A 22,234-nucleotide genomic window follows, 5' to 3' on the forward strand; every position below is an offset into this window, starting at 1 on the left:
CACTATGAATCAAGATTTGATGGGTAAACGGGCTCTCGTTACCGGAGCGAGCCGCGGGATTGGACGCGAGATCGCGCTGGAGTTGGCGGCCCGCGGCGCCAGTGTCGCAGTGAACTTTCTCAACTCGCAAGAACAGGCAGTCGATGTCGCACGCCAGATCGCTAACACACTCAGGCCCGACGCCGATGTGATGTTGGTGAAGGCTGATGTCTCTCAGCGTGGAGATATTCAGTCGATGGTAGACGAAGTTCAGTCGCGATTCGGTGGACTCGACATCATTGTTAGCAACGCCGCCGCGGGTGGGTTCCGAGCCCTGTCCGATTTGACGCCGGTCAATTTTGAGGCTGTTCTGCGAACCAATGCCTCACCCGTCATCTGGTTGACCCAGGCGGCCTCCACGTTGCTTGGGAGCGGCTCGGATAATGGGAAAGTTGTCGCAGTGAGCAGTCATGGGTCACGCTGGTCCGTTCCGCATTATGGCGCTATCGGAGCGTCCAAGGCTGCACTGGAAAGTTTGATTCGCCACCTCGCCCTGGAACTGGGTGACCGCGGAATCAACTTCAATTGTGTCCTCCCTGGAATCATCGCTACCGATGCCATCGCAAGCATGCCGGACGCCGATAATTTGGTAAAAGCCGCCAGTGAGCGGATGATGCTTGGCGAGCGAACCCTGACCCAGCATGACGTCGCTAAGGTCGTTGCGTTTTTATGCAGCCCGGACAGTGACTTGATTCAAGCACAAACGATTGTCGTCGATGGCGGTGTCAGTATTCGTGTATGAATAGGAGGAGGTTCGCTGGGCTTGCGGCATGCTGTCAGACGCTCCTGTGCTGACCGAGTTCGTAAGACCCAGGGGATCGTCCGGAGTACCTCCCGGAGTGGATGCGAAAACCAATAGGTCGATCGCAACTCAACCCAATTTTCAAACGTCAGACCACACGATTGCCTTCCATGGCCCCCGCTCCCCCCCGCGACTTGCTCCCCACCACCGTGATGGAACGCTATTTTTCACGTCCCAGTCACGGTAACGGGATGGTTTTTAGCATCACGCTGGTGCTTGAGGGAGCAATGGAGATTGAGCCGCTGCGGCGGGCTTGGTTTGACACCGTACATCGGCATCCTCGCATGTATGCAAAGCTCGTTGGACGCGGTCGACGCCAACAGTGGAAGTTACAAACACAAGCGGACCACGCGTCGTTCGTGTACCGCGATGTGGCCGCCGATACCTCCGCCGCTACTGACGACGCTGAATCGGTGCGACCGCGAAGAGGCGTGGGCATGAAATGCGTGATTCAGACATCGGATCAACACCGCTGGTCGATTCGCTTACTTTTTCATCACGCTTGCTGTGATGGCGTGGGCGCGATCCGGATGATCGGCCAATTTGCGAAAGCGTACACCCAGGTCAGAGGGACCGGGCTATCGCATCCGGCTGTCAACCCGAGCCCGTCGCAGCGGGCCGACCGAACGCCTTTGTCCGTGAAGCAAACTACGGCGGTGACGTCGCCACAGTTGCCTGACATGAACAACCTGTGGGCGACGATTCGTGGCAAAAATGTGCGGTTATCCCAACAGGATATTGTTGGTGACACCGTTTGCTGTGACGTCCCTGGTACCACCATCGCTACGTTCCAAGGCTCATCCCGGCTCATGTTCTCACGTTCGCAGAGTGATCTCGTTCGTCAACAACTTCGGCAAAAAAAAATCACACTCAATGATTGGGCGGTCGCCGTCACGCTCCATACTTTTGCGAACGTCACCAACGCGACCGAGTCCCCCCGGAATCACGTGATGATCATGAATCCCGTTGAAACGCGGACGTGGGCTCAGCGGCATGACACGGACAATCACGTCGGCATCGCCTTTGTGCGTCGCACACATGGCCAACTACTTGAGGTTCAACACACGCTGGATTCAGTGAGCGAGCAAATGCAGAGTGTTCGCCGGTGTGGTACGGGTAATGAGCTAGCGGGGGGGATCGCGTTTGCGGAGCGAGTTGCTGGATGCGTTGGCCTGTTTGAGCGTTTGGGCACCTTCACGCCGACGGCGTCCCTGACCAGCGTCGCGGGCTTAAGGCTGGGGAAACGATTTGGCGTTCATCGCCAGGATGAGGGCATCTGGATCTCTGACGCCCAGCTGATCGACGTCTTTTTTGAGGCACCTATCCAAAACGGGGGGCAAGTGTCCACCACAATCTGGGAATTCGAGGGTCAAGTTGCGGTCTCGCATCGGGTCAGCCCGGGCCTCTTTGATGGCGACCAGAACCGTCATTTACTTAATCTGTGGGCGAAGATCGCATTGGACGCAATCCGGGAGTCTACCGTGTGACCTCGGCGGCGGTGACACCACGCAGAACTCCTCCGCTGTTGCGGGGCTCGCGCAGCCTCTGTTACTGGCGAGGGATTCATCACCGCACCTCCAGCGGTGCTAGGAGGGTTCGTTTCTTAGGGATGCCAACCAGGGTGAAACTGGGATCTCCACGATATCTGAGGCTGGGTGTTGAGATGGGCATATTGGAGAACCCTCGCAAATAGGTGGGGCTTCGACGACAATCTTCCCATTTTCCACTGCATTTTCGTGTTAAAATCGGCGAAAACTGACGTCATTTTCAACTGTTGCCAGACGCTTCGAGCCGATAGCGAATTCAAGACAGTGTCGGCAGACATCGCCGGTGACCAGGTTTTGCCTAATCCTGTTGGAGCAGGGGGCTGTATCCCCGCCGTGCGTGGATCCCGTGGGATTTACCGTCCCCGTAGGCTCTGATGCAAGGATTTCAGCTCGACGATTGCCAATGCCATGCGACAAACTTGCCTGCCTGTGCTGGTTGCGACGGTTGCCCGGGACGCTGCTAGCAAATCGAGTTAGGCAACATTTTTTACCTTGACGATCCTCGGAATGCGGAGGATTATTGAGCATCTCATCGGCGCCGCAAAAGGCCCCAGTCCACTACATCTTATCTAAACGAACTAGGCGTGGTCGCTTTTCCACGTGGGGATGAACTGAATGATTATGGCGGAACCCAACGAACCTAAAAATCGCATTCAGTCCCTGACGCGACCGAAGCCAGACGATGATCAAGCAGATTCGTTGGATGTACTGCAGCTTCTTCATCGCCAGCGCTGGATCATTATCTTTTTATGCATTTGCGGGCTCACCGCGGGTGTGGCGTACGCAAAGTACGCCACGGTGTGGTATCAATCCAGTGCGACTGTATTGATCAATCAGAAGAGTGCGGGCTTGGATAAAGACGGCACCGGCCAAGAGATGGTCGAGGAAGACATCCTCGCCAATCACATTCAACTGATCAAGAGTCGGATGATCATTGGCGAGGCGCTCCAGCAGAATGATTTGGCCACACTGCCTTCCATTGTCGAGCGTCTTAACCCTGAGCGAACGGGCTTTGATGCCACCGATTATGTGGTCGAGCATCTTTCTATCTCCAAGGGCGGAGAAGGATCTGCCAAAGCCGCCCGTAGTCTCCGGGTGACGCTGACACACACCGACGCCGATGATGCCCAGCTGATCTTGACGGCGGTGATGAAACGCTATGAACAATTTATCATTGCACAGGTCGAACAGTTGATGGGCCGTGCCAATGAGATGGTTAATGAAGCCAAACAGGATATCGAAGCGGACCTGATCGCCGCCGAACAGGAGCACTTGAAGTCGCGGCAGGACGCCCCCCTGTTTTTTCAAGGTGAGGGTAGTAGCAACGTTTACCAAGACCGTTACCGCCGCATCCAAGAAGAATTGCTCGATCTCGATATCAAAGAATCAACAGTGCGGACTCGGCTGCAACGCGTCGATGCCACACTGAAGGAAATGGATGGATCGGATGACCCGGCGGATCATCTCGACAAATTAGCCTTGATTGATAGCGAGAGTCTCGAGCGCCTTGGCGTGTTTGCCGGATTGCAGATGAACGCGTCTAACACCGCTGAGTTCAAGGCTTCCATGCCTGCGAAGGCGGAGGAAGCTCATACTCAGATCACCCACCTGCTCGAGCTCAACAGTGAGCGACAGCGGTTGGCGGCACTCTTTGGTGCAGGACACCCCAAGGTGCAGGAAATCGAAAACCAAATCGCGCTCGTCAAGCAGTTCCTGCAAGAGAAGCGAGAGTTGACGACTCCTTCGCTCTCGTTCAACGAAAGCTCGCTGAGCCCAGAAGGGTTGCTGAAAGCCTATGTGGGTTTTCTCAATCACGATCTCGCCACACTGACGGAGCGGCGGAAGGAACTAACTTACCTTTCTGCCGATGCTGAGCGTAAAGCCAAGGAGCTGATCGAGTTCGAACTGACCGACATGGTGTTGCAGAAAAAGATTACACGCCAAGAGGCATTGTTCGATAGTATCGTCCAGCAGCTTCGCGATCTCGATACCGCCAGTGGCCTCAGCGGATATCTATATGAGTTTCTAGAGGTGCCACGTCGCGGTGAGAAATCGTGGCCGAAAATGTCGCTCTGCGGCCTTGGTGGACTGATGTTGGGGATGTTCTCAGGATTGTTCTTGGCGGTTGCCAATGATCTGCGTGACGGGCGGTTCCGCTCGGCTGCTGAACTGGATGAAGCCATCGGTTTGACTAGCCTGGGCCGTGTCGGCAAACTCAACTCGATGAAGAAGGGCGTCGCGGGTTTGATCGCGACCGGCGAGTCGCCTGATGCCGAAGCGTTCCGGCTTGGCCGAACGATGCTGTTGCCGGAAATACGCAGCGGTGCTCTGCGGACGATAGGTTTCACCAGTCCGATGCAAGGCGACGGCAAATCTACCGTCGTCTCCAACTTCGCCCTTTCGTTCTCCCAGATTGGCTTGAAGGTGCTCGTCATTGATGCGGACCTGCGCCGCCCCAGTGCGCACCGCTTCTTTAACCTTAATAAAGAACGTGGCTTGTGTGATCTGCTGGATGGACGCATCAGTTTCGAAGAGGCAGTCAAAGAGACCAAGGCCGATAATGTTTATGTGATGCCCGCCGGTTCGTCGAGCACGTCGCCGGCAGAGTTTCTGCAGTCCGAAGAACTCGACGAGGTACTCGCCACTGCACGATCTCACTTCGATTTCGTGTTGGTTGACCTACCTCCCGTATTAGCCGTTTCAGATCCCGTTGTGGTGCTGCCCCGTCTCGACGGTGCCATTCTTGTCATTCGCGTCTCGAAGGTCCGTCGTGACGAAGTCGTCAACACGCTCCGCCGTGTTGAAACAGCAGGCGGCAATTTTGTTGGCTGCATGCTCAACACCTATGGAGCGAGCAAGGCGTTCGACGCAGATGGTGGCTACTACGGCTACTATCGCAGCGACTACACGCGTCCAAAGTCGAAATCGGCCGCTGCGGCTGCGGAGCGGTCCAATCGCGTCGCTACAGCTCAGGTCAACGGCAAGGCACATACTAACGGCCATGCCAATGGAACGTCGCAAACCAATGGAACTTCGCAAACCAGTGGTAAAGCCAAAACCAATGGGAAAGTCAAGTCAAAATGAGCGTGGCAGATGACCTCGCTTTCCGTCCATGCGTGAGAGCCCCTATAGCTCTCTGCCTGAACAAAAGGCGCTGGCGTCGATTGGCCTGTGTCGAGAACTCCACTCACTGAATGCTCAGGCCACGTACTGTCCCATCGAGAAACTTGTCTACAAAACTCACTCCTTCAACTTTTCACAATCGTTTAGCTTGATTCTTGGATTTCGCGAATTAAACTTCGATGCGTGCCAGGGAAAGCACCTTTTTGCGTTCGTGATCGGTTGACGATTTTCGTGCTGCTCGAATGGGGGCCAGATCACGCCAGTTGCATGGATGAGTATTGTCGCAAGTTGTCGTGATGCTCCTGACGAGCCTGCAAGGTTTCGTCTTCTCCCCACTCAATCTAGTTTGAACCCTTGGCAACCTTCTTATTCACTGATAGTGACCAGTCCGTGTCAAACCAGGCTTTCTCGCATTCACGATTCGGGAGATTGGTCGCGGATTTCGCACTTCTCGTACAGCGACCTGCGGTGAGGTTGCCGATTTTGATCGTTCTTCACGTCGGACTGTTCTCGGCGATTTATGCGTTCGCGTTTTTTGCTCGATTCAATTTTCAGCCGTCGGTGAATCATACGCAGCTGTTTTGGAGCACGCTCGGACCGGTCGTGGTCGTCAAATTAGCGGCGTTCTATTTCGGGTCACATTTCCATGGTTGGTGGCGATACGTCACCTTCGCTGACCTGCGATCGCTGTTAAAGGTCACCTTGATCTCCATGCTAGCGGTGGCCTTTCTAGATTATTTTGTGTTGTCATTTCAAGGCGCTATCCCGCGTTTGACGATCCTGCTGGACGCTTTATTGACTGTACTCGTCGTCGGGGGGCTCCGGTGTACCTGGCGGTTTACCGACGAGGTTTTAGGAAATACCTTATCGAGTCGCCGGAAGCGCTCGACAGTGTTGATTGGGACCGACCATCATGCAGGGCTATTGGCATCGCAAATTAATTCGAATCAATCGATGCCTTGTCGCGTTAACGCGTTATTAGCGATTTCAACGGTCTTTCGTCGCAAGGCGATTTTGGGCGGGGTGCCGGTGCTGGGGCACATGGGAGAGGTCGTCAAGGTTGCTGAAAAAATCGGCGCGTTAGATGTCCTGGTGCCCGCCGGAGCACTCGATGGCACGTCACTGCGGCGGCTAACCAATCAGTGCAACGAAGCCGGATTGAATGTTCGAGTTCTGCCACGATTTGAGGATGCGATGGCGGGAACAAAGGAAATTCCGCTGCGTCCACTGAATATCGAAGACCTGTTACGGCGTGACCCAGTCAAGCTTGATACTGAGGTGGTGGAGACCTTGCTGCAAGACAGGCGGGTGCTCGTCACCGGAGCGGGAGGGAGTATCGGTAGCGAAATTTGCCGGCAAGTGATCCAGTTCCGTCCTAGCGAGTTGGTTCTACTCGGTCGTGGTGAAAATCGTATCCACGCCATTCATGGCGAGCTCAAGCCGTTGGCCCAGAAATTGGGTGTCGAACTGCGCATCGAAATCGGAGATATCACCGATCAGCCACGGATGCGACGCCTCTATCGCTCGCGCAAACCGGAGATCGTGTTCCACGCTGCTGCTCACAAGCATGTGCCGTTGATGGAATTGAATCCCGGCGAGGCCGTCAAGAACAATATTTTGGGTACAAAGACGATCGCGTCGCTCGCCAATGAGTTTGGCGTTGATCACTTTGTCATGGTCAGTACTGACAAGGCCGTCAATCCGACCAGCATTATGGGCTGTTCGAAGCATTTGGCTGAGCGGATTGTGTATGAGTTTGCTCAAACCAGTCGAACGAAGTTCGCTGTCGTGCGGTTTGGAAATGTACTGGGAAGTGCCGGCAGCGTGATTCCGATTTTTCAGGAACAAATTCGTAATGGCGGCCCCATCACGATTACTGACCCGCAGATGACCCGTTACTTCATGTCGATTCCCGAAGCATCGCAGCTCGTCATCCAGGCTGCGTCGATGTGCAAGGGTGGTGAGATCTTTGTGCTCGACATGGGTGATCCAATCAAGATTGTTCAGCTCGCCGAGGATCTAGTTGCACTCAGCGGACTCCCCAAAGGAAGTATTGAGTTCACATTCACTGGCATCCGCCCGGGTGAGAAACTTTACGAAGAGCTGTACTTTGACGACGAGGCGACCGTTCCGACCACCCACGCCAAAGTTCACGCGGCGTATGCCAGCGAATTTCGCGGGTCGGACGTTAGGGGCAAGCTCGATAAACTCATCGCAATCGCCGATGGCGATCCTGATCAGGTGCGTGCTGCCATCATCCGTTTGATTCCATCGTTTCATCAAACCGAGGATTCAGCCCTTAGCCCAACGACCGCTCCCGCTGTTGAATTCGGTGATCGGCACGTCGCCCAGGTTGGATAGAGTCGATCAGCTACCGCGGGCAACGGCCTAGAGCACTGTTATGTGGCTCTCGTACAACGACTGGTGCATCCGATGGATGCGTGCGCGGAGCATAGGGGAGGGTTTTTCTAGGCATGGCTGCAGTCTCCAACAATCATGTAACAATGTGCCCCTGACGAACTAATGTTCGCCAGAGACCGGCAAATCCATCGACCAGGAATTCTTTGCCAAGTTGCACCTCTGTAAAGCTGGGTTCCGTTCCTATCTAACGTTGTCACTCCAATTCCAGGAGTGAATCATTAAATACTTGAGAGGAACTTCCAAAATCTCCGGCGCACGCTTCGCTCGGATTGCCCTGTCTAATCCGCTCAGCCCGCCCAGCCTGCCGCTTCCGAAACAAAAGCCTGACTTTCACGCGAGTGTCGCTCCTCAATGACCGACATAGGCAGTAGACTTTTGCTCATCGGCACGGTCGTCCTTGAGGCTATTCCCGATTCCACCGCTACGGCCCTGATCAATTTTGGGGAAAGCGAAGAGTCACCCTCAAGCCATGCCAGGCCGGCCATGTCCACTTGTCTCCCAGATTGAAACCATTTTGGAAATCTATCTGAGTGCGATTGCTTCCCCAGAGTGGAGCATTTGGCATTCGGGGCTGATCGCCGGATTGGGCTTCAGCATCTTGTGGGGACGTTTGACGTCGAGAACGAAGAGATTTCCTATCGTTGCAACACGAATGGTAGCTGTGCATCTCATCGTCAACGAGTGACAGACATTTCCGTATTAATATATCAATCGCCGGTAGGTGTTGAGAATTCGTTCTCTGTCACCCAAGGGCACGAAGTGTGCGCTGTCCCATGCGATTTCCGAATTTATCGGGGCTCTCCGTTGGCGAAGCTCGTGATAGCGCCCAGCCACATGAAGTTCGTTATTATTGCGTCGGAGGCTTGGCTGAAGGTGAAGGGCCTGTGCGGTCTAATCCGTCTCAGTTCGTTCGATACCTCGACCGAAGAGGGGCGATCGAAAGAGCGATTGCGCCGAATGGCTTTGACGGCGGCCACCGCCGCGATGATGAAGGTCATGGCGATGGCTCTACCGCTGATCACGATCAGCCTTGCGCTGCCGTACATGGGCAAGGAAGTATTCGGGCTTTGGATGACGGTCATCGGCTTTTTTCAGTTGTTCGTATTCGCCGATTTTGGATTGGGAAATGGTCTGTTGACGACGCTCAGTCAAGCGTTCGGGAAAGGGGATCTTATTGAAAGCCGGAAACTGACATCGTCCGCGTTTTTCCTGTTAATCGGCGTGGCTGTCGCTATTTTGTGCTTGTTCTGCCTGCTGTATTCTTTCATACCTTGGGCGCGCCTGCTCAACGCTGAGACTGATGCGACGATCAGGTTCAGCGCGATGATGGTTGCTGCTGTATTTGTTCCACGCATCCTGCAACTTCCCTTCGCATTGGTCGAGAAAAGCCAGCTCGCCGTGCAGGAGGGATATCGAACCAATCTTTGGCAGTGCTGTGCGTATCTGATCAGTGCAATTTGTGTTGTTGTCATCGCCCATTGGGAGCTCGGTGTCTTGACGCTTGTGTTCGCTGTCGCAGCGGTTCCGGCGGTATTCTTTTTTTTGAATTGGTGCCACTTTTTCCTGATCGACAAACCGGAACTGAGGCCTACTCGAGCAGCGGCAAGTCCGCACGAAGCCAGCCACTTAATGCGTCTCGGTGGAGCTTATTTTGTGCTTTCGATCCTCACCACCTTTGGGCTTGCTTTCGACAATGTCATCGTCGCGCAGACATGCGGTCTAGACACGGTGGCGGAGTTCTCGGTGGTCGCTCGCGTCGCGACACTTTTAACCGTCGCATTGGGGATGATTTGCATGCCGATGTGGTCTGCCAACGGGGAGGCGATTGCGAGAGGCGACTATGCGTGGGTAAAGCGTACAACAGCCCGCATCGTGCAGATCACCTCGGGCTTGGCAATTGTGGGCGGCATCTGCCTAGTTACCGTCGGCCCCTTGGTCTTCCACGCATGGCTGGGTCCGTCATTCAATGCCTCTCGATGGCTGCTCGCAGGATTGGCGGCGCAGAATTTTGTTCTTGCGGTGGCAGCGCCTTATTTTATGGTACTGAACGCCGCCGGTAAGGTTGGTGTGCAAATCCAGCTTTTCCTGTTGTTTACACCCGTCGCATTGGGATTGAAGTTCGTCATGGCGTCGATGTACGGGAGTGTTGGCGTCCCGTGGGCGATGTCAATCTGTTATGGGATTTTGGTTCTACCCTGGATTCAGCGGTATGCAAAGCATCGCTTGAATCGCGACGGTAGCCAAAAGAGGGGGTGGTGCATGCCACTTTACACAAAATAAAGCCTCGGCAGCACGCTTAACATCTAGAGAGAACGGTTAATGATTATTCGTCGACTTGTGGGTGTCGTTGGTTATCTGCGTCGCCAAACGCGCGCGAAGCTGAGTCCAGTCAACTACGCTAAATCACTTGGCGTAACCCTTGGTGAGAATGTTGTCTTTTATGGCATGAAGCCAGGGATGTTCAGTACGGAACCGTGGCTGATCACAATTGGAAGCAACGTGTATATTACTGCCGGTTGTCAGTTCATCACGCACGACGGGGGAACTTTAATCCTAAGGTCAGAGGTGCCCGACTTAGAATTGACTGCACCGATCACAGTAGGCGACAACGTCTATTTTGGAGTCAATACGACAGTCCTCCCTGGAGTGAATATCGGTAGTCGGGTCATCATAGGAGCCGGATCAATCGTCACCAAGGACATTCCGGACAATTCGGTCGCTGTAGGGGTCCCTGCCCGTGTGATTAAGACGGTCGACGAATACTTGGAATCCGCAAAAAAGCGATCACTTCATCTTGGACATTTATCGGGCAAAGAGAAGGAACAGGCGCTGAAACGGTACTTTCACCTATAGCTCTAGGCGATACCGGACCAGACGCATTCTCGCAAGAAATTTTGGCTCATCCGACTGCAGGTTGCGCGGGCGTACAGTGGAAGGTTTTAGGACATAGCTCCTGCATCCAATATACTTCCAAAGAAGCGGCCCTGCCGAACGAATGTTCGGCAGAGACTGGCAATACTATTGGCGTACCATCGATCGGGATATCCCTTGACAAGCTGCACCTGTGCAGAGTCTCGCTCCGTTTTTCCCGGCAGGCGTTAGCCCAACGCGGTCAATCCAATCCCACATAGAAATTTAAGACATGGCTCCAAGCCCTCCGGCGCACGTTTCCAGCGGGTGAACAAAAATTATCTCCGTGAAGGTCGAACGTGGGCGAACAGATGTAGGTGATTCTGTAGGTCTTATAGACGGCGTTTATGGAACATGCCATACCAATGTACGGGGAGATCTCAGGATCACCGTATTCATCTGGGCATATACCGAGGTTTATGAATGACGATTATCGCTTTGTTCCTTCTGATTGGATCATGTGTTCTAGCTTTGCGTTATCCGCCAGTCGGATTAGCAATCTATTTGATGTGTGCTACAGGCGGCGATGCGAATGGTGTGACCGGGTTTTTTGAATCCATCGGGTTATCGTATTTTACCTATTTCGGAAGATTGATCCTGTTTTCTGCAGTAGGTGCATCGACCTATCTTCTTTTACGTCGGTGTCGAATTTCCAGAGAGTCTCGCCGATTGTTTCGCTACGCGCTTGTTTGCATCGGCGTGGCGTTGCTGATGGGAGTGACTTGGTACGCTCGAGGGGGAGAGCTTTCGAGAGCAATAATCGAAATAACACTTCATGGTCTACCTTGCGCCGTCGTAGGCTTGGCGTATGCACACGATCAGCTAGCTAGGAGAACGTTCGTTAGTGTTGTTTTTACGCAACTGTTTCTCGCGGTTTGCATTGTTTTCGCGCCCGGAGCTTTTGGGCGTTTTTCCACAGATTCTTTTATGGCGGCGCGAGGCGTAGCCGATCGCGAAACGGAGCAAATCTCGGGTGACTTCTCTCGCGACTCACAGGAACGTCAACGGGCTCAGTTCTATTCGGCGACAGCATATGGACTATACGCTTCGATAGGTTGTGCGCTAGGATGCAGCCTTTTTTTTGCGAGGGGATTGTTGTCGCCCACCATTGGTGGAGCACTGATTTGCTTGGGAGGGGCAGGCATTATTGCGACGTTGTCTCGCTCTGGCCCAGTCGGTTTAGTTGGCGCTTCTTTAGCGATCGCGATCCCGCAAGGCGTTGCTTTGTTTCGTGCAAGCCCACTCCGCACCGGCCTAGTGGCTTTAGGAGTGTTTGGTCTGGTAATGATCGCGCTGTCTACGTCCGCGGGCCAAAAAGCGCTCTACAATAACTTTTCTTTCATAGAATGGCAGCAAGCCATTGATGATCGCAGAGAACTCGCGGATCACGGGCTCGCAAATGCGCTAAAGCACTCATTTCTAGGGGCGCCGATCGACAATTTTGATACAGACAGCGGTTACAAACCACCGCACCAGTTGTTTTTAAATTTCGCCGAGCAAAGCGGAGTCATTCCTGGTTTTTTCGGGCTGTTTGTGATGTTATATTGTGTTTGGGAGCAACTGCGACGTTTTTTATGGCTGTCCACTAGCAGTTTGTCTTGTAAGAGCCACATTGGCGACGTGAGTCTGTCGGTTTTGTTTTTGGCGGTATTGTTTGTAACCACATTTTTTAACAACTACGGTTGCCCAAACCTTTTTTGGCTAACCTGGGGCTATTGCGTAGCCGTCTCGCCTTTGCGTGTGGGGAAAAGAAAGATGTCGTGGACCGCAAGTTCAACGTCTCACCACGATGAATGATATTTTTGGTACGCTGGCCTTGATTAGACGAGAAGCACCATGGCAAAAATTCTCTATACAGGAATGTTTCGGTTTCCAGATGGAGATGCGGGTGCTGCACGTGTTCTTGGGATCGGGAAGGCGCTTCGAGACGCCGGGCACGAGGTGTTCTTCGCGGGTGGAGAAGCCAGTGAGCGAGCAGAAGATTGTATCGGTAGTAACACCTATCAGTATCAAGGGTTTCCGTATCGCTCGATGCAGGAGACTGTTAGCGCTAACCGGTCCCCTATTGGCCGCTTCCATCACTTCATTGGCCAGGGCAATCGTACTTTGGAGTGGATTGCGACGAATCGAGAGTTCTCTCCAGACATGATTATTTCGTATCACGGTACAGCGGCCTTCTTAACGAAGCTTAAGTCTTACTGCCAGAGCAATAGAATTGCCCTGGCATCTGATAACACGGAATGGCAAAATGCATTTCAACTGCCTGGCGGGGTGCTCGGGCCTCCCTATTGGTCGCAGGAGCTTAGGCAGCGAAGGGTTATGCCGAAAATTGGCAACGTCATTGCGATTAGTAGCTATCTAAGGAATTACTTTAAAAAGCGGAAATGCAATGTTGTTCAAGTGCCTCCTCTTGTTGATTTGGAAGAGGCGAAATGGAATTGGGGCAATGCGACGGAGAAAGTACAACAATTGGATAGCTTGCGGCTTGTTTATGCAGGGAGCCCCGGAAGGAAAGACAGTATTTCGTCGATCTTGAGTGGTATCGCAGACGCAAGGCAGCATGGATTGGATGTGACCGTCGACTTTTTAGGACCAAGCGAGTTGGAGTTGGCCAGTGCGGTGGGAAGTGACCTCCAGAGATTTAGTAATCTTGATGAGGCGGTGCGATGTTTTGGACGGATTCCGCAGAGCTTGATTCCTTTCGAGTTGTCCAAACGCGATGCTACGATCCTTGTTCGGCCGGACATGCGCTACGCGCACGCTGGATTCCCAACCAAAGTCGTGGAAAGTCTAGCAAGCGGATTACCAGTATTTACAAACCGGACAAGCGATATTGATGCCTATGTCCAAGATGGTAAAGATGCTGTATTGCTAAATGATGCGACGGCAATGAGCGTCGTCGGAGCAATCTATAAATGGTTTGGTTGGTCCAGTGAGCAGCGCGATTCGATGCGGAGAAGTGCTCGTTGTACAGCGAGAGAATTATTTGACTATCGATCACATGTGGACGGTCTCAACGCATTTGTTGTCAACTGCCTCAAGCATTTGGGAGGAGATTGGTGATGAGAGTGTTGTTTTATTACCTCTATGGTCGTGGAGGTGGTTATCTTAATCTAATGCGACTCTTGCAGGCGATGGTTGAAGTCTATCCCGACGATGAATTCTGTCTCGTGTCCGGCCAGGTGAGTACCATCGACGGATTCAAAGATTGTGCAAATGTCCAAGCCGCTTTTCAGACAATGCCGTTAGGAAAGGAAGTTAAGCGCGCTCAGTTAAACACTTATGGGCTGCGCCGCATAGTTCGATCTGTTCAGCCCGACGTTATCTGGTCCATCAATATGGGGCCGTATTGCGACTTGGGCATACCTCACGTGATGACGATGAATAATGCATATCAGGTGACGTCGCTTGACGATTTAGAGGCTCATCCCAGCGGGAGCCTTCACCTCAAAATGATCCGTGGGTTTTTCCGCCAGTCTCTCAAGCACACTTCCACAGTGATCGTCCAAACGGAGACGATTGCGAACTGCCTGCGCGACGTTATCGGATATCGAGGCAGGGTTTCCGTGGTATCCAAAGCAGTGGAAGCAGATGACGACGCTGGCTTTCAACCATTGTTGGATTCTCAGCGAAAGCTTATTGACAATGGATTGATCCCCAATGCTATTACATTCCTATACGTCTCAGATTCTAAACCCCACAAAAACCATCAAGTTCTTTTTGATGCTGTGGGTATTCTCCAAAGCAAAGGAGTCCCTGCTCGACTGGCCGTTACCCTCGATCGGGAGACGGTCATCGAAATTGGGGGGGATCGTTCCGAAAAGCTTATAGATGATGGCCATATTTTGCCATTTGGCTGGGTTGACAAGGCCCAGGTGAAGCCACTGTACGATGCGTGTGACGCATGTGTCATGCCGAGTCGTCTGGAATCCCAAAGTTCGGCTCACCTAGAGGCGATGAAGTGGCAGAAGCCACAAGTCACAATTGATCTACCATACGCGCGAGAGATGTGTCGCGACGCTGCAGTTTATGCTGATGGTGATTCTCCGGAGCAATGGGCTAGCCAAATGCAGGAGCTTATGCTGAGCTCGGAACTGCGAGATCGACTGACCCAGGCAGGACTTAAGGAAATAAAACGGTATCCTAAGAGCTGGACAGAAATGGCTCTTACCGTTCATGGCGTGTTGGAAGAAGCGGTCTGTCTATGAGAACCATATTAAAACGTGGAGGAGAAGTCTGGTGAGGCGAATTCTGATAACCGGTGCCGGAGGGTTCCTCGGTAAAAATTTGGTAGCCCATCTGTCTCAGCGGGAGGACGTGAGCCTTCAGTTGTTTGGCAGTGAAAATTCGAATGATGAGCTGCACGATTGGGTATCCACTGCGGACGTCATTTTCCATCTTGCTGGAGTCAACCGACCGGAAAACGTCGAAGAGTTTGATACCGGCAATGCGGGTTTCACTCAGACGCTTGTCGATGCAATCAAAGCCAGTGGCAGGAAGCCGCACGTGATCGTGAGTTCGTCGATTCAAGCGGCCCTCGATAATCCGTACGGCAATAGCAAGCGGCGCGGAGAGCAGATTCTACAGCGTTTCTCTGAGCAGACCGGGGCGCCAGTGTCGATTTTTCGCCTGAAGAACCTGTTTGGTAAGTGGTGTCGGCCCAACTACAACTCGGTGACGGCCACGTTCTGCCATAACCTCGCCAACGATCTGCCGATCGAGATCAGCAATCCTGAGCATCAGCTTGATCTCGCCTACGTGGACGATGTTGTCGCAGCGTTCATTGAAGAGATGGAGACCAGACCTGAGCGAATAGACGGTATGGTGGATCCCGATCCAGTCCCCTCGTATCAGATTTCATTGGGCGATCTGGCGTCTCGAATTCAGTTTTTCCGCGACATGCAGCAGACCCAACTCCTGCCAGATTATTCGGTACTGTTCAACAAACAGCTTTACGCGACGTACTTGTCGTATCTGCCCAGAGATCGCTGGGAATACGGGCCCCAAAAGATTCACGCCGATGACCGCGGTAATTTGGCCGAGCTTATTAAGTCACCGCAGTTCGGACAGATCTTCATTTCCCGAACGAAGCCTGGTATTACACGCGGCATGCACTACCACCACACCAAAACGGAAAAGTTCATGGTGGTCGCAGGTCAAGGTCTTATTCGATTTCGGCATGTTGACGAAACGGAGGTCATCGAGATTTCCGTTCGCGGTGAAGACTATCGAATTGTCGAAATCCCCCCCGGGTATACGCACTCGATCACCAATACTGGCGACACTGAGATGGTCACCCTGTTCTGGGTTTGTGAAATGCTCGATCTCGATCGTCCTGATACGTACTATGTTCCCGTTGATGTCTAGTATCTGGTAGAGACCTAAGCGTTCTAATTGCGACGGATTCTGCCTGCGTTTCTCGCCCTCTGAAGTGCTGGTGTGCAATGCACAGTGTGATTCGCGAGTCGTGGGAGACGATGCAATCCGGCACCGCTCTCCCTGAGTCTTAAGCACTCGCCGCCAAACAATACTCTTTTAAATGAGACTTTTTCATGAAGGTAATGACGCTTGTCGGTACACGGCCGGAAATCATCCGGTTGTCACGCGTGATGGCTGCCTTGGACCGCTACGTCGACCACGAGATCGCACATACCGGTCAGAACTATGATTATGAATTGAACCAGGTATTTTTCGACGACCTGGAGATTCGCAAGCCCGACCATTTCTTGGAAGCGGCTGGCAAGAATGCCGCCGAGACCATTGGGCTGATTATCGCCAAGACGGACGCTTTGCTCGCCGCACAGAAACCCGATGCACTCCTGATCTTGGGCGACACGAATTCCTGTCTGGCCGCAATTTCAGCTAAACGCCGAAAAATTCCAGTGTTCCATATGGAGGCGGGAAATCGTTGTTTTGATCAGCGAGTACCGGAGGAAATCAATCGCAAGATTGTTGACCACATCGCCGATATCAATATGCCCTACAGTACAATCTCTCGCGATTACCTTCTTAAGGAGGGGCTACCACCCGACCGGGTCATCAAAACCGGCAGCCCGATGTTCGAAGTACTGCATCACTACCAGGAAAAGATCCAGGCGAGTGAAATTCTTAGCACCCTGGGGCTGCAGGCTCAGGGGTACTTTATCGTTAGCGCTCATCGCGAAGAGAATATTGACGATCCCGCTCAATTCACAAAGTTGTGTCAAGTCTTGAATAACTTGGCGGAGACCTACGACCTGCCAGTGATCGTTTCCACCCACCCGCGTACGCGGAAGAAGCTTGAGGCGGAAGGAATCCAAGCGGATCAGCGAGTGCAATTTCTGAAGCCATTCGGGTTCTCTGACTACAACTGTTTGCAACTCAATGCCAAGGCCGCGATCAGTGACAGCGGAACGATCAACGAAGAGTCGTCGATTATGAACTTTCCTGCATTGAACATTCGCAACGCACATGAGCGTCCCGAGGGCATGGAGGAGGCATCGGTGATGATGACCGGACTCGAATGGGACAGAATTCGCGAAGCGATTGGGATTCTGGAGCATCAGAGCAGGGGCGAGGAACGTACCCTGCGGATCGTGCAGGATTACAGCATGCCCAATGTCTCCGAGAAAGTTGTCCGGATTATTCTCAGCTATACCGACTACGTGAACCGCGTCGTCTGGAAGAAGTGACCCATTCATTAGCCGATGGGCGCTAGCCCCGGTTACGAAAACGCTTCGCGTTTGCCCTGGGAAAACTCGCAATGCATGCCCATTCATTTTTGTCATTCGCACTCGAATCCAATCACTCGTGTATCTCCGCCTCAGTCTTCGGTCGCTCGCTCCCAAGTGATCCATTTATTAGCCGATGGGCGCTAGCCCCGGTTGTGAAAACGCTTCGCGTTTGCCCTGACGCGAGACGGGATTATCTGTGCGACACCAATCAGGATGGTGGTTCAGTTCAGGTAGCTGGGGTCGACGGTACCGAAAGCTGATCGATCGCGGATCAGCTTGATAGTTCGAGGGCGGTGCGACCGTCAGAATCATTCGCAGCGGCATTGGAAACGCACGTGTTGCGATGAAAATATCTTGCAGCGTGGTGCATTTGACCTATTTTCAAATAGTAAGACCTCACCACAGTAGTCTGTTTCCATGTTCACTCACTTTTCCTATGCTCTGCGCCATCATAATCGTCCAATGGTCGCATGCGAAATAGTGACTGAGGGTTTTTGCGATGTAGCCCACATGCCTACGCAATTTAAAACCATGCAGACTTGTATTGTAGTTTTTCGCTTCATGAAAAGATGCACCGAACAAGTTTGGCGGGGTGAAAGACGGCCATTGTTATTCGCTCAATTCTATCGGGCAGCGTTTACAGATTTCACCTGTCGCGTTAGGCATGCGTTCGGACAGTGACGATTCGCGGAATGTACTTTGCACCTTCGCGGATAACGTTAAGACACAAAACTCCTACTTTTCTTACTTTTACACCTAAAACCTGGACCAATCGATGAAAGAGCTCTCGGGAAAACGCATCCTGATCACCGGCGGTACCGGCTCATTCGGCAAAGCGACTGTTGATAGACTCCTCCATACTGATTGCGAGGAGATTCGCATTTTCAGTCGCGACGAGTTAAAGCAGGAGGAGATGCGGATCAAGTACGCGAACCCACGCTTGAAATTCTTCATCGGCGACGTGCGTGATAAGACGAGCGTGAATCAGGCCATGAATGGGGTAGATCTGGTTTTCCACGCCGCCGCGTTGAAGCAGGTTCCCTCGTGTGAGTTCTTTCCCATGCAGGCGGTGCAGACGAATATCCTCGGCAGCCACAACGTGGTCACTTCTGCGATCGAACATCAGATTGACCGAATCATCTGTCTGAGTACCGACAAGGCTGCCTATCCAGTCAACGCGATGGGGATTTCCAAGGCGATGATGGAAAAGGTCGCGCTCGCCACCACTTTTCATCTGGAGGATTCGGCCACCGTTGTATCGTTGGTGCGTTACGGAAATGTGATGTGTTCGCGGGGCAGCGTCATTCCTCTGTTTATTAAGCAACTCAAGTCGGGAAATCCGCTGACGGTAACCGTTCCCTACATGACTCGATTCCTGCTGGCGTTGAGTGAGGCGGTGGAGTTGGTGCTCTTTGCGTTTCAAAATGCAGAGCAAGGTGACTTATTTGTGAAGAAGGCACCGGCATGCACGATTGAGGACTTGGCGAAGGCGGTTAAAAATCTATTCGACGTGGATGTACCAATCCAAACGATTGGAATCCGACATGGCGAAAAAATCTATGAGACGCTCGCGACTCGCGAAGAACTGGCGAGGGCGGAGGACATGGGCGACTACTACCGTATCAAGGCAGATGGTCGCGATTTGAATTACCAGAAGTACAAGCAGTATTTCACTGAGGGTGACATGCATGAAGCGGAGATCGACGATTACACGTCACACAATACACACCAGTTGACGGTCAAGGAGACCGAGCGGGTGATCGCTGCACTCCCAGAGGTACAAGAGGAGCTTGGAATATGGAAAATGGAACGGGCAGCGGTGGTGGAGGCAGAGGAATCACAGGTTGCTAGGTAGAATCCTAGGACCATTGCTATTGCTGCAACATGGAGGCAACGTCTTCAGAAATCTGAAGACGGTTGCCAGGGCTTTAGTCTTGAAAGCTTACAGGTTTTGCGATTGCAATCTGTTCAAAATCCACGAGGCAGTTGATTCCAGGAGCCGAATGTCTCATTTGTCGTCGGCTAGCAATCGTTGTAACTCGATTAGCACGCACATCTAGTCAACCTGGCATTTCAAGCCAAAACAATGTTATCACACAACGATAGTCCGCCAAATGATCAAGAGACACCGGTGACACGGCATCAGGTACTCTTGATCAGCCAGTACTTTCCACCGGAGCCCACCGGGATCGTCCAAGAGTTGGCGGAGTCATTGGTTGAGCATGGCTTAGACGTAACTGTCTTAACGGGCTACCCAAATTATCCGTATGGACGCTTGTACGATGGGTATCAGATGAAGCTGTGGAGCAAGGAGCGTGTTGGGAATGTAAATGTGATCCGCCTGCCACTGTACTGCGCCCATGGCAGAAATGGCATCGCGCGCGCGATTAATCTTTCGAGTTTTGCTTTATCTGTGGCGTTGATCGGTCCATGGGTGTCACCCAAAGTTGATGCGATTCACGTATACCAACTGGTCACCGTTGGAAGCGCTGCACGTTGGTTAAGTTTCCTGCGCCGAATTCCCATGACAATCGAGGTGCAAGATTTGTGGCCGGACACTTTATCCGCCACGGGTATGGTCGACACGGGCCTAGCCTTGCGATTGGTGGGATGGTTTGCTAATCGCGTTTATCGTAGCGCGAGCCATGTACGTGTGATCTCGGATGGATTTCGTTCAGCGCTAGCGAAGAGAGGTGTTGCAGGGAAACGACTCCACGTCATTCCCAACTGGGTTGATACCGAGCTTTATTGCCCTGAGTCTGTCGATAACGAACTGGCCAAGTCTGTTTCTATGCAGGGCAAATTCAACGTTGTCTTTGCTGGGGCTATTGGTCTTGCGCAAAATTTGACAACTGTCATCGAAGCTGCGGAAATGCTCTCATCGGAGACAATGATACAATTCGTGATCATTGGCGATGGTAGTGAACTAGACAATCTCAAGTCCCAGGTTGCGACACGAGGTCTTACCAACGTTCGATTCATTGATCGGCAGCCTGTCTCAGAAATGAGTCGGTATTACGCGATCTCAGATGTGTTGCTACTACATCTTCGGAGTACGCCTCTGTTTGAGATGACGATTCCTCACAAGGTTTATTCTTATCTAGCATGCGGTAAGCCTGTGCTCGCGGCCATCGGAGGCGAAGCAGCGAACGTCGTAACCGAGTCTGGTGCGGGTTTAGTCTGTCCGTCGGACAATCCGAAAGCGATGGTAAGCGGTATTCGCGAGCTATATGCAATGACGCCGAAGCAGCGAGAGGATCTCGGACGAGCCGGACGCCAAGCCGCGTTGACTAAGTATTCCCGCACGCTGCTCACTGGCCGGGTTGCGGACATGATACGATCCGCTATCGCAGATAATCGATCCTCTCGCCACTTTCTGTTTGACTGTACGAGACGTGCGGTCGATGTTGTCATTTCAATACTTCTACTGGCGATCTTGAGTCCTTTGCTAGGTTTGCTCGCTTTATGTGTTCGGATATTCTTAGGTAGTCCAGTGTTGTTTAGTCAGTTGCGTCCGGGACGCCATGGCAAGCCGTTTTTGATGCGTAAGTTTCGGACGATGAGCGATGAGCTGGATCAGAACGGAAACTTGAAATCCGATTCTGAGCGTTTGGGAAAATTTGGGACCCTGCTGCGTTCGACGAGCCTTGACGAACTGCCTGAACTCTGGAATGTGTTGCGTGGTGACATGAGTTTGGTAGGGCCCCGCCCCCTGCTGATGCAGTACCTGCCACTGTATTCCGAGCGTCAAAGGAGGCGTCACGATGTGCGGCCTGGCGTTACTGGCTGGGCGCAGATCAATGGACGCAACGCCATCAGTTGGGAAGAAAAGTTCGAACTTGATGTATGGTATGTCGAGAATCGGACACTTAAACTGGACTTGAAAATACTATGGATGACGCTCTGGCAAGTGCTGCGTCGTGATGGCGTCAGTGCCGAGGCGCACGTGACGATGCCAGCTTTCAAGGGAAGTGTAACTTCCAACGAGGGGACAGCGTGAGCAGACCTCGGCAGTATTACGTTATCGGCGCAGGAGGGCATGCGAGGGTGATTCTTTCAGCGATTTGGTCGCTTGGCGATCAGGTCGTTGCGCTACTCGATGACAACAGCGAGAAGCATGGCATGGAGATCGCTGGCGTTCCCGTGATCTGTCCCAAAGATGCTCAGCTCGCAAACCCTTCTACTACCGGCGTGATTGGAATTGGCGATAACCGGATTCGAAAACAGATTGCCACGAGATTTAGCTTTGATTGGACTGCAGTCGTTCACCCGAGTGCACTCGTCGATCCATCAGTTGTGATCGGGCGCGGCAGCGTGGTGATGGCAGGGGCGATTATCCAAGCCGGGACGCAAGTGGGTGAACACTGCATTATCAACACGGGAGCAACCGTTGACCATGATTGCCGAATAGGTGATTTCTGTCATGTGGCCCCTGGTGTTCACCTTGCAGGTCATTGTGAATTGGAGTCCGGTGTTCTGCTAGGCATTGGTTCCTGCATGGTGCCGGCGGTGCGTGTGGGAGAGTGGGCGACCATCGGAGCGGGAGCTGCCGTCGTCAATGACGTGCCGGCTGGCGTGGTAGCGATCGGGGTACCCGCCCGCCCTCGGTTTGACCTTTAAGTTTATTATCCAATTCATGAGTTCCCCCGAAACTCCGTAGTTGAACGCAAAGTAGAGTA

13 protein-coding genes and 1 pseudogene are annotated in these 22,234 nt (G+C 52.7%); all 14 read left to right on the plus strand.

What is annotated here, in order from left to right; genetic code table 11:
- Positions 1-4: 4 nt before the first annotated feature.
- The 14 genes and pseudogenes from Poly21_RS05440 (at position 5) to Poly21_RS05505 (ending at position 22,175) form a co-directional block, all read left to right on the plus strand.
- Positions 5-781, plus strand: a complete 777-nt coding sequence (locus tag Poly21_RS05440; RefSeq protein WP_146405908.1) for an SDR family oxidoreductase — start codon at positions 5-7, stop codon at positions 779-781.
- A 170-nt stretch (positions 782-951) separates the two neighbouring features.
- Positions 952-2,328, plus strand: coding sequence for a hypothetical protein (locus Poly21_RS05445; protein ID WP_302117669.1), 1,377 nt, complete (start codon positions 952-954; stop codon positions 2,326-2,328).
- Positions 2,329-3,003: 675 nt separating this feature from the next.
- Positions 3,004-5,472 (plus strand): polysaccharide biosynthesis tyrosine autokinase, encoded by a 2,469-nt coding sequence (locus Poly21_RS05450; protein WP_302117670.1) that lies wholly within the window; start codon positions 3,004-3,006, stop codon positions 5,470-5,472.
- Between the two features lie 600 nt (positions 5,473-6,072).
- Positions 6,073-7,872, plus strand: coding sequence for a nucleoside-diphosphate sugar epimerase/dehydratase (locus Poly21_RS05455; RefSeq protein WP_146405910.1), 1,800 nt, complete (start codon positions 6,073-6,075; stop codon positions 7,870-7,872).
- A gap of 894 nt (positions 7,873-8,766) precedes the next feature.
- A complete protein-coding gene (locus Poly21_RS05460; protein WP_146405911.1) occupies positions 8,767-10,212 on the plus strand; it encodes a lipopolysaccharide biosynthesis protein in 1,446 nt (481 codons plus the stop codon).
- 321 nt (positions 10,213-10,533) lie between these two features.
- Positions 10,534-10,680: pseudogene (locus tag Poly21_RS28455) on the plus strand (DapH/DapD/GlmU-related protein); the annotation flags it as partial.
- A 585-nt stretch (positions 10,681-11,265) separates the two neighbouring features.
- The gene (locus tag Poly21_RS05470) at positions 11,266-12,639 is read left to right on the plus strand and encodes an O-antigen ligase family protein (protein WP_146405913.1); all 1,374 of its coding nucleotides are present in this window, start codon (positions 11,266-11,268) and stop codon (positions 12,637-12,639) included.
- Positions 12,640-12,678: 39 nt separating this feature from the next.
- Positions 12,679-13,905, plus strand: a complete 1,227-nt coding sequence (locus Poly21_RS05475) for a glycosyltransferase (RefSeq protein ID WP_146405914.1) — start codon at positions 12,679-12,681, stop codon at positions 13,903-13,905.
- Positions 13,905-15,050 (plus strand): glycosyltransferase, encoded by a 1,146-nt coding sequence (locus Poly21_RS05480; protein WP_146405915.1) that lies wholly within the window; start codon positions 13,905-13,907, stop codon positions 15,048-15,050. The genes Poly21_RS05475 and Poly21_RS05480 overlap by 1 nt, the downstream gene beginning before the upstream one ends.
- 31 nt (positions 15,051-15,081) lie before the next feature.
- Positions 15,082-16,209, plus strand: a complete 1,128-nt coding sequence (locus Poly21_RS05485; protein ID WP_146405916.1) for a polysaccharide biosynthesis C-terminal domain-containing protein — start codon at positions 15,082-15,084, stop codon at positions 16,207-16,209.
- 185 nt (positions 16,210-16,394) lie between these two features.
- On the plus strand, positions 16,395-17,513 hold the full coding sequence (wecB, locus tag Poly21_RS05490) for a non-hydrolyzing UDP-N-acetylglucosamine 2-epimerase (protein WP_146405917.1): 1,119 nt from the start codon (positions 16,395-16,397) through the stop codon (positions 17,511-17,513).
- An 817-nt stretch (positions 17,514-18,330) separates the two neighbouring features.
- Positions 18,331-19,410 carry an SDR family NAD(P)-dependent oxidoreductase gene (locus Poly21_RS05495; protein WP_146405918.1) on the plus strand — a complete coding sequence of 360 codons (1,080 nt, stop codon included), beginning with the start codon at positions 18,331-18,333 and terminating at the stop codon, positions 19,408-19,410.
- Positions 19,411-19,641: 231 nt separating this feature from the next.
- A complete protein-coding gene (locus Poly21_RS05500) occupies positions 19,642-21,555 on the plus strand; it encodes a sugar transferase (RefSeq protein ID WP_146405919.1) in 1,914 nt (637 codons plus the stop codon).
- Positions 21,552-22,175 (plus strand): acetyltransferase, encoded by a 624-nt coding sequence (locus tag Poly21_RS05505; RefSeq protein ID WP_146405920.1) that lies wholly within the window; start codon positions 21,552-21,554, stop codon positions 22,173-22,175. The genes Poly21_RS05500 and Poly21_RS05505 overlap by 4 nt, the downstream gene beginning before the upstream one ends.
- The last annotated feature ends 59 nt before the right edge of the window (positions 22,176-22,234 follow it).

The sequence above is a fragment of the Allorhodopirellula heiligendammensis genome (genome assembly GCF_007860105.1).
Classification (GTDB): domain Bacteria; phylum Planctomycetota; class Planctomycetia; order Pirellulales; family Pirellulaceae; genus Rhodopirellula; species Rhodopirellula heiligendammensis.

Bases quoted from the DNA above. Each gene is read 5' to 3' on its own strand.
- Poly21_RS05450 (WP_302117670.1), top strand. From the start codon at position 3,004: ATGATTATGGCGGAACCCAACGAACCTAAAAATCGCATTCAGTCCCTG.
- Poly21_RS05470 (WP_146405913.1), top strand. From the start codon at position 11,266: ATGACGATTATCGCTTTGTTCCTTCTGATTGGATCATGTGTTCTAGCT.
- Poly21_RS05445 (WP_302117669.1), top strand. From the start codon at position 952: ATGGCCCCCGCTCCCCCCCGCGACTTGCTCCCCACCACCGTGATGGAA.
- Poly21_RS05480 (WP_146405915.1), top strand. From the start codon at position 13,905: ATGAGAGTGTTGTTTTATTACCTCTATGGTCGTGGAGGTGGTTATCTT.
- Poly21_RS05500 (WP_146405919.1), top strand. From the start codon at position 19,642: ATGTTATCACACAACGATAGTCCGCCAAATGATCAAGAGACACCGGTG.
- Poly21_RS05440 (WP_146405908.1), top strand. From the start codon at position 5: ATGAATCAAGATTTGATGGGTAAACGGGCTCTCGTTACCGGAGCGAGC.
- wecB (WP_146405917.1), top strand. From the start codon at position 16,395: ATGAAGGTAATGACGCTTGTCGGTACACGGCCGGAAATCATCCGGTTG.
- Poly21_RS05495 (WP_146405918.1), top strand. From the start codon at position 18,331: ATGAAAGAGCTCTCGGGAAAACGCATCCTGATCACCGGCGGTACCGGC.
- Poly21_RS05475 (WP_146405914.1), top strand. From the start codon at position 12,679: ATGGCAAAAATTCTCTATACAGGAATGTTTCGGTTTCCAGATGGAGAT.
- Poly21_RS05460 (WP_146405911.1), top strand. From the start codon at position 8,767: ATGAAGTTCGTTATTATTGCGTCGGAGGCTTGGCTGAAGGTGAAGGGC.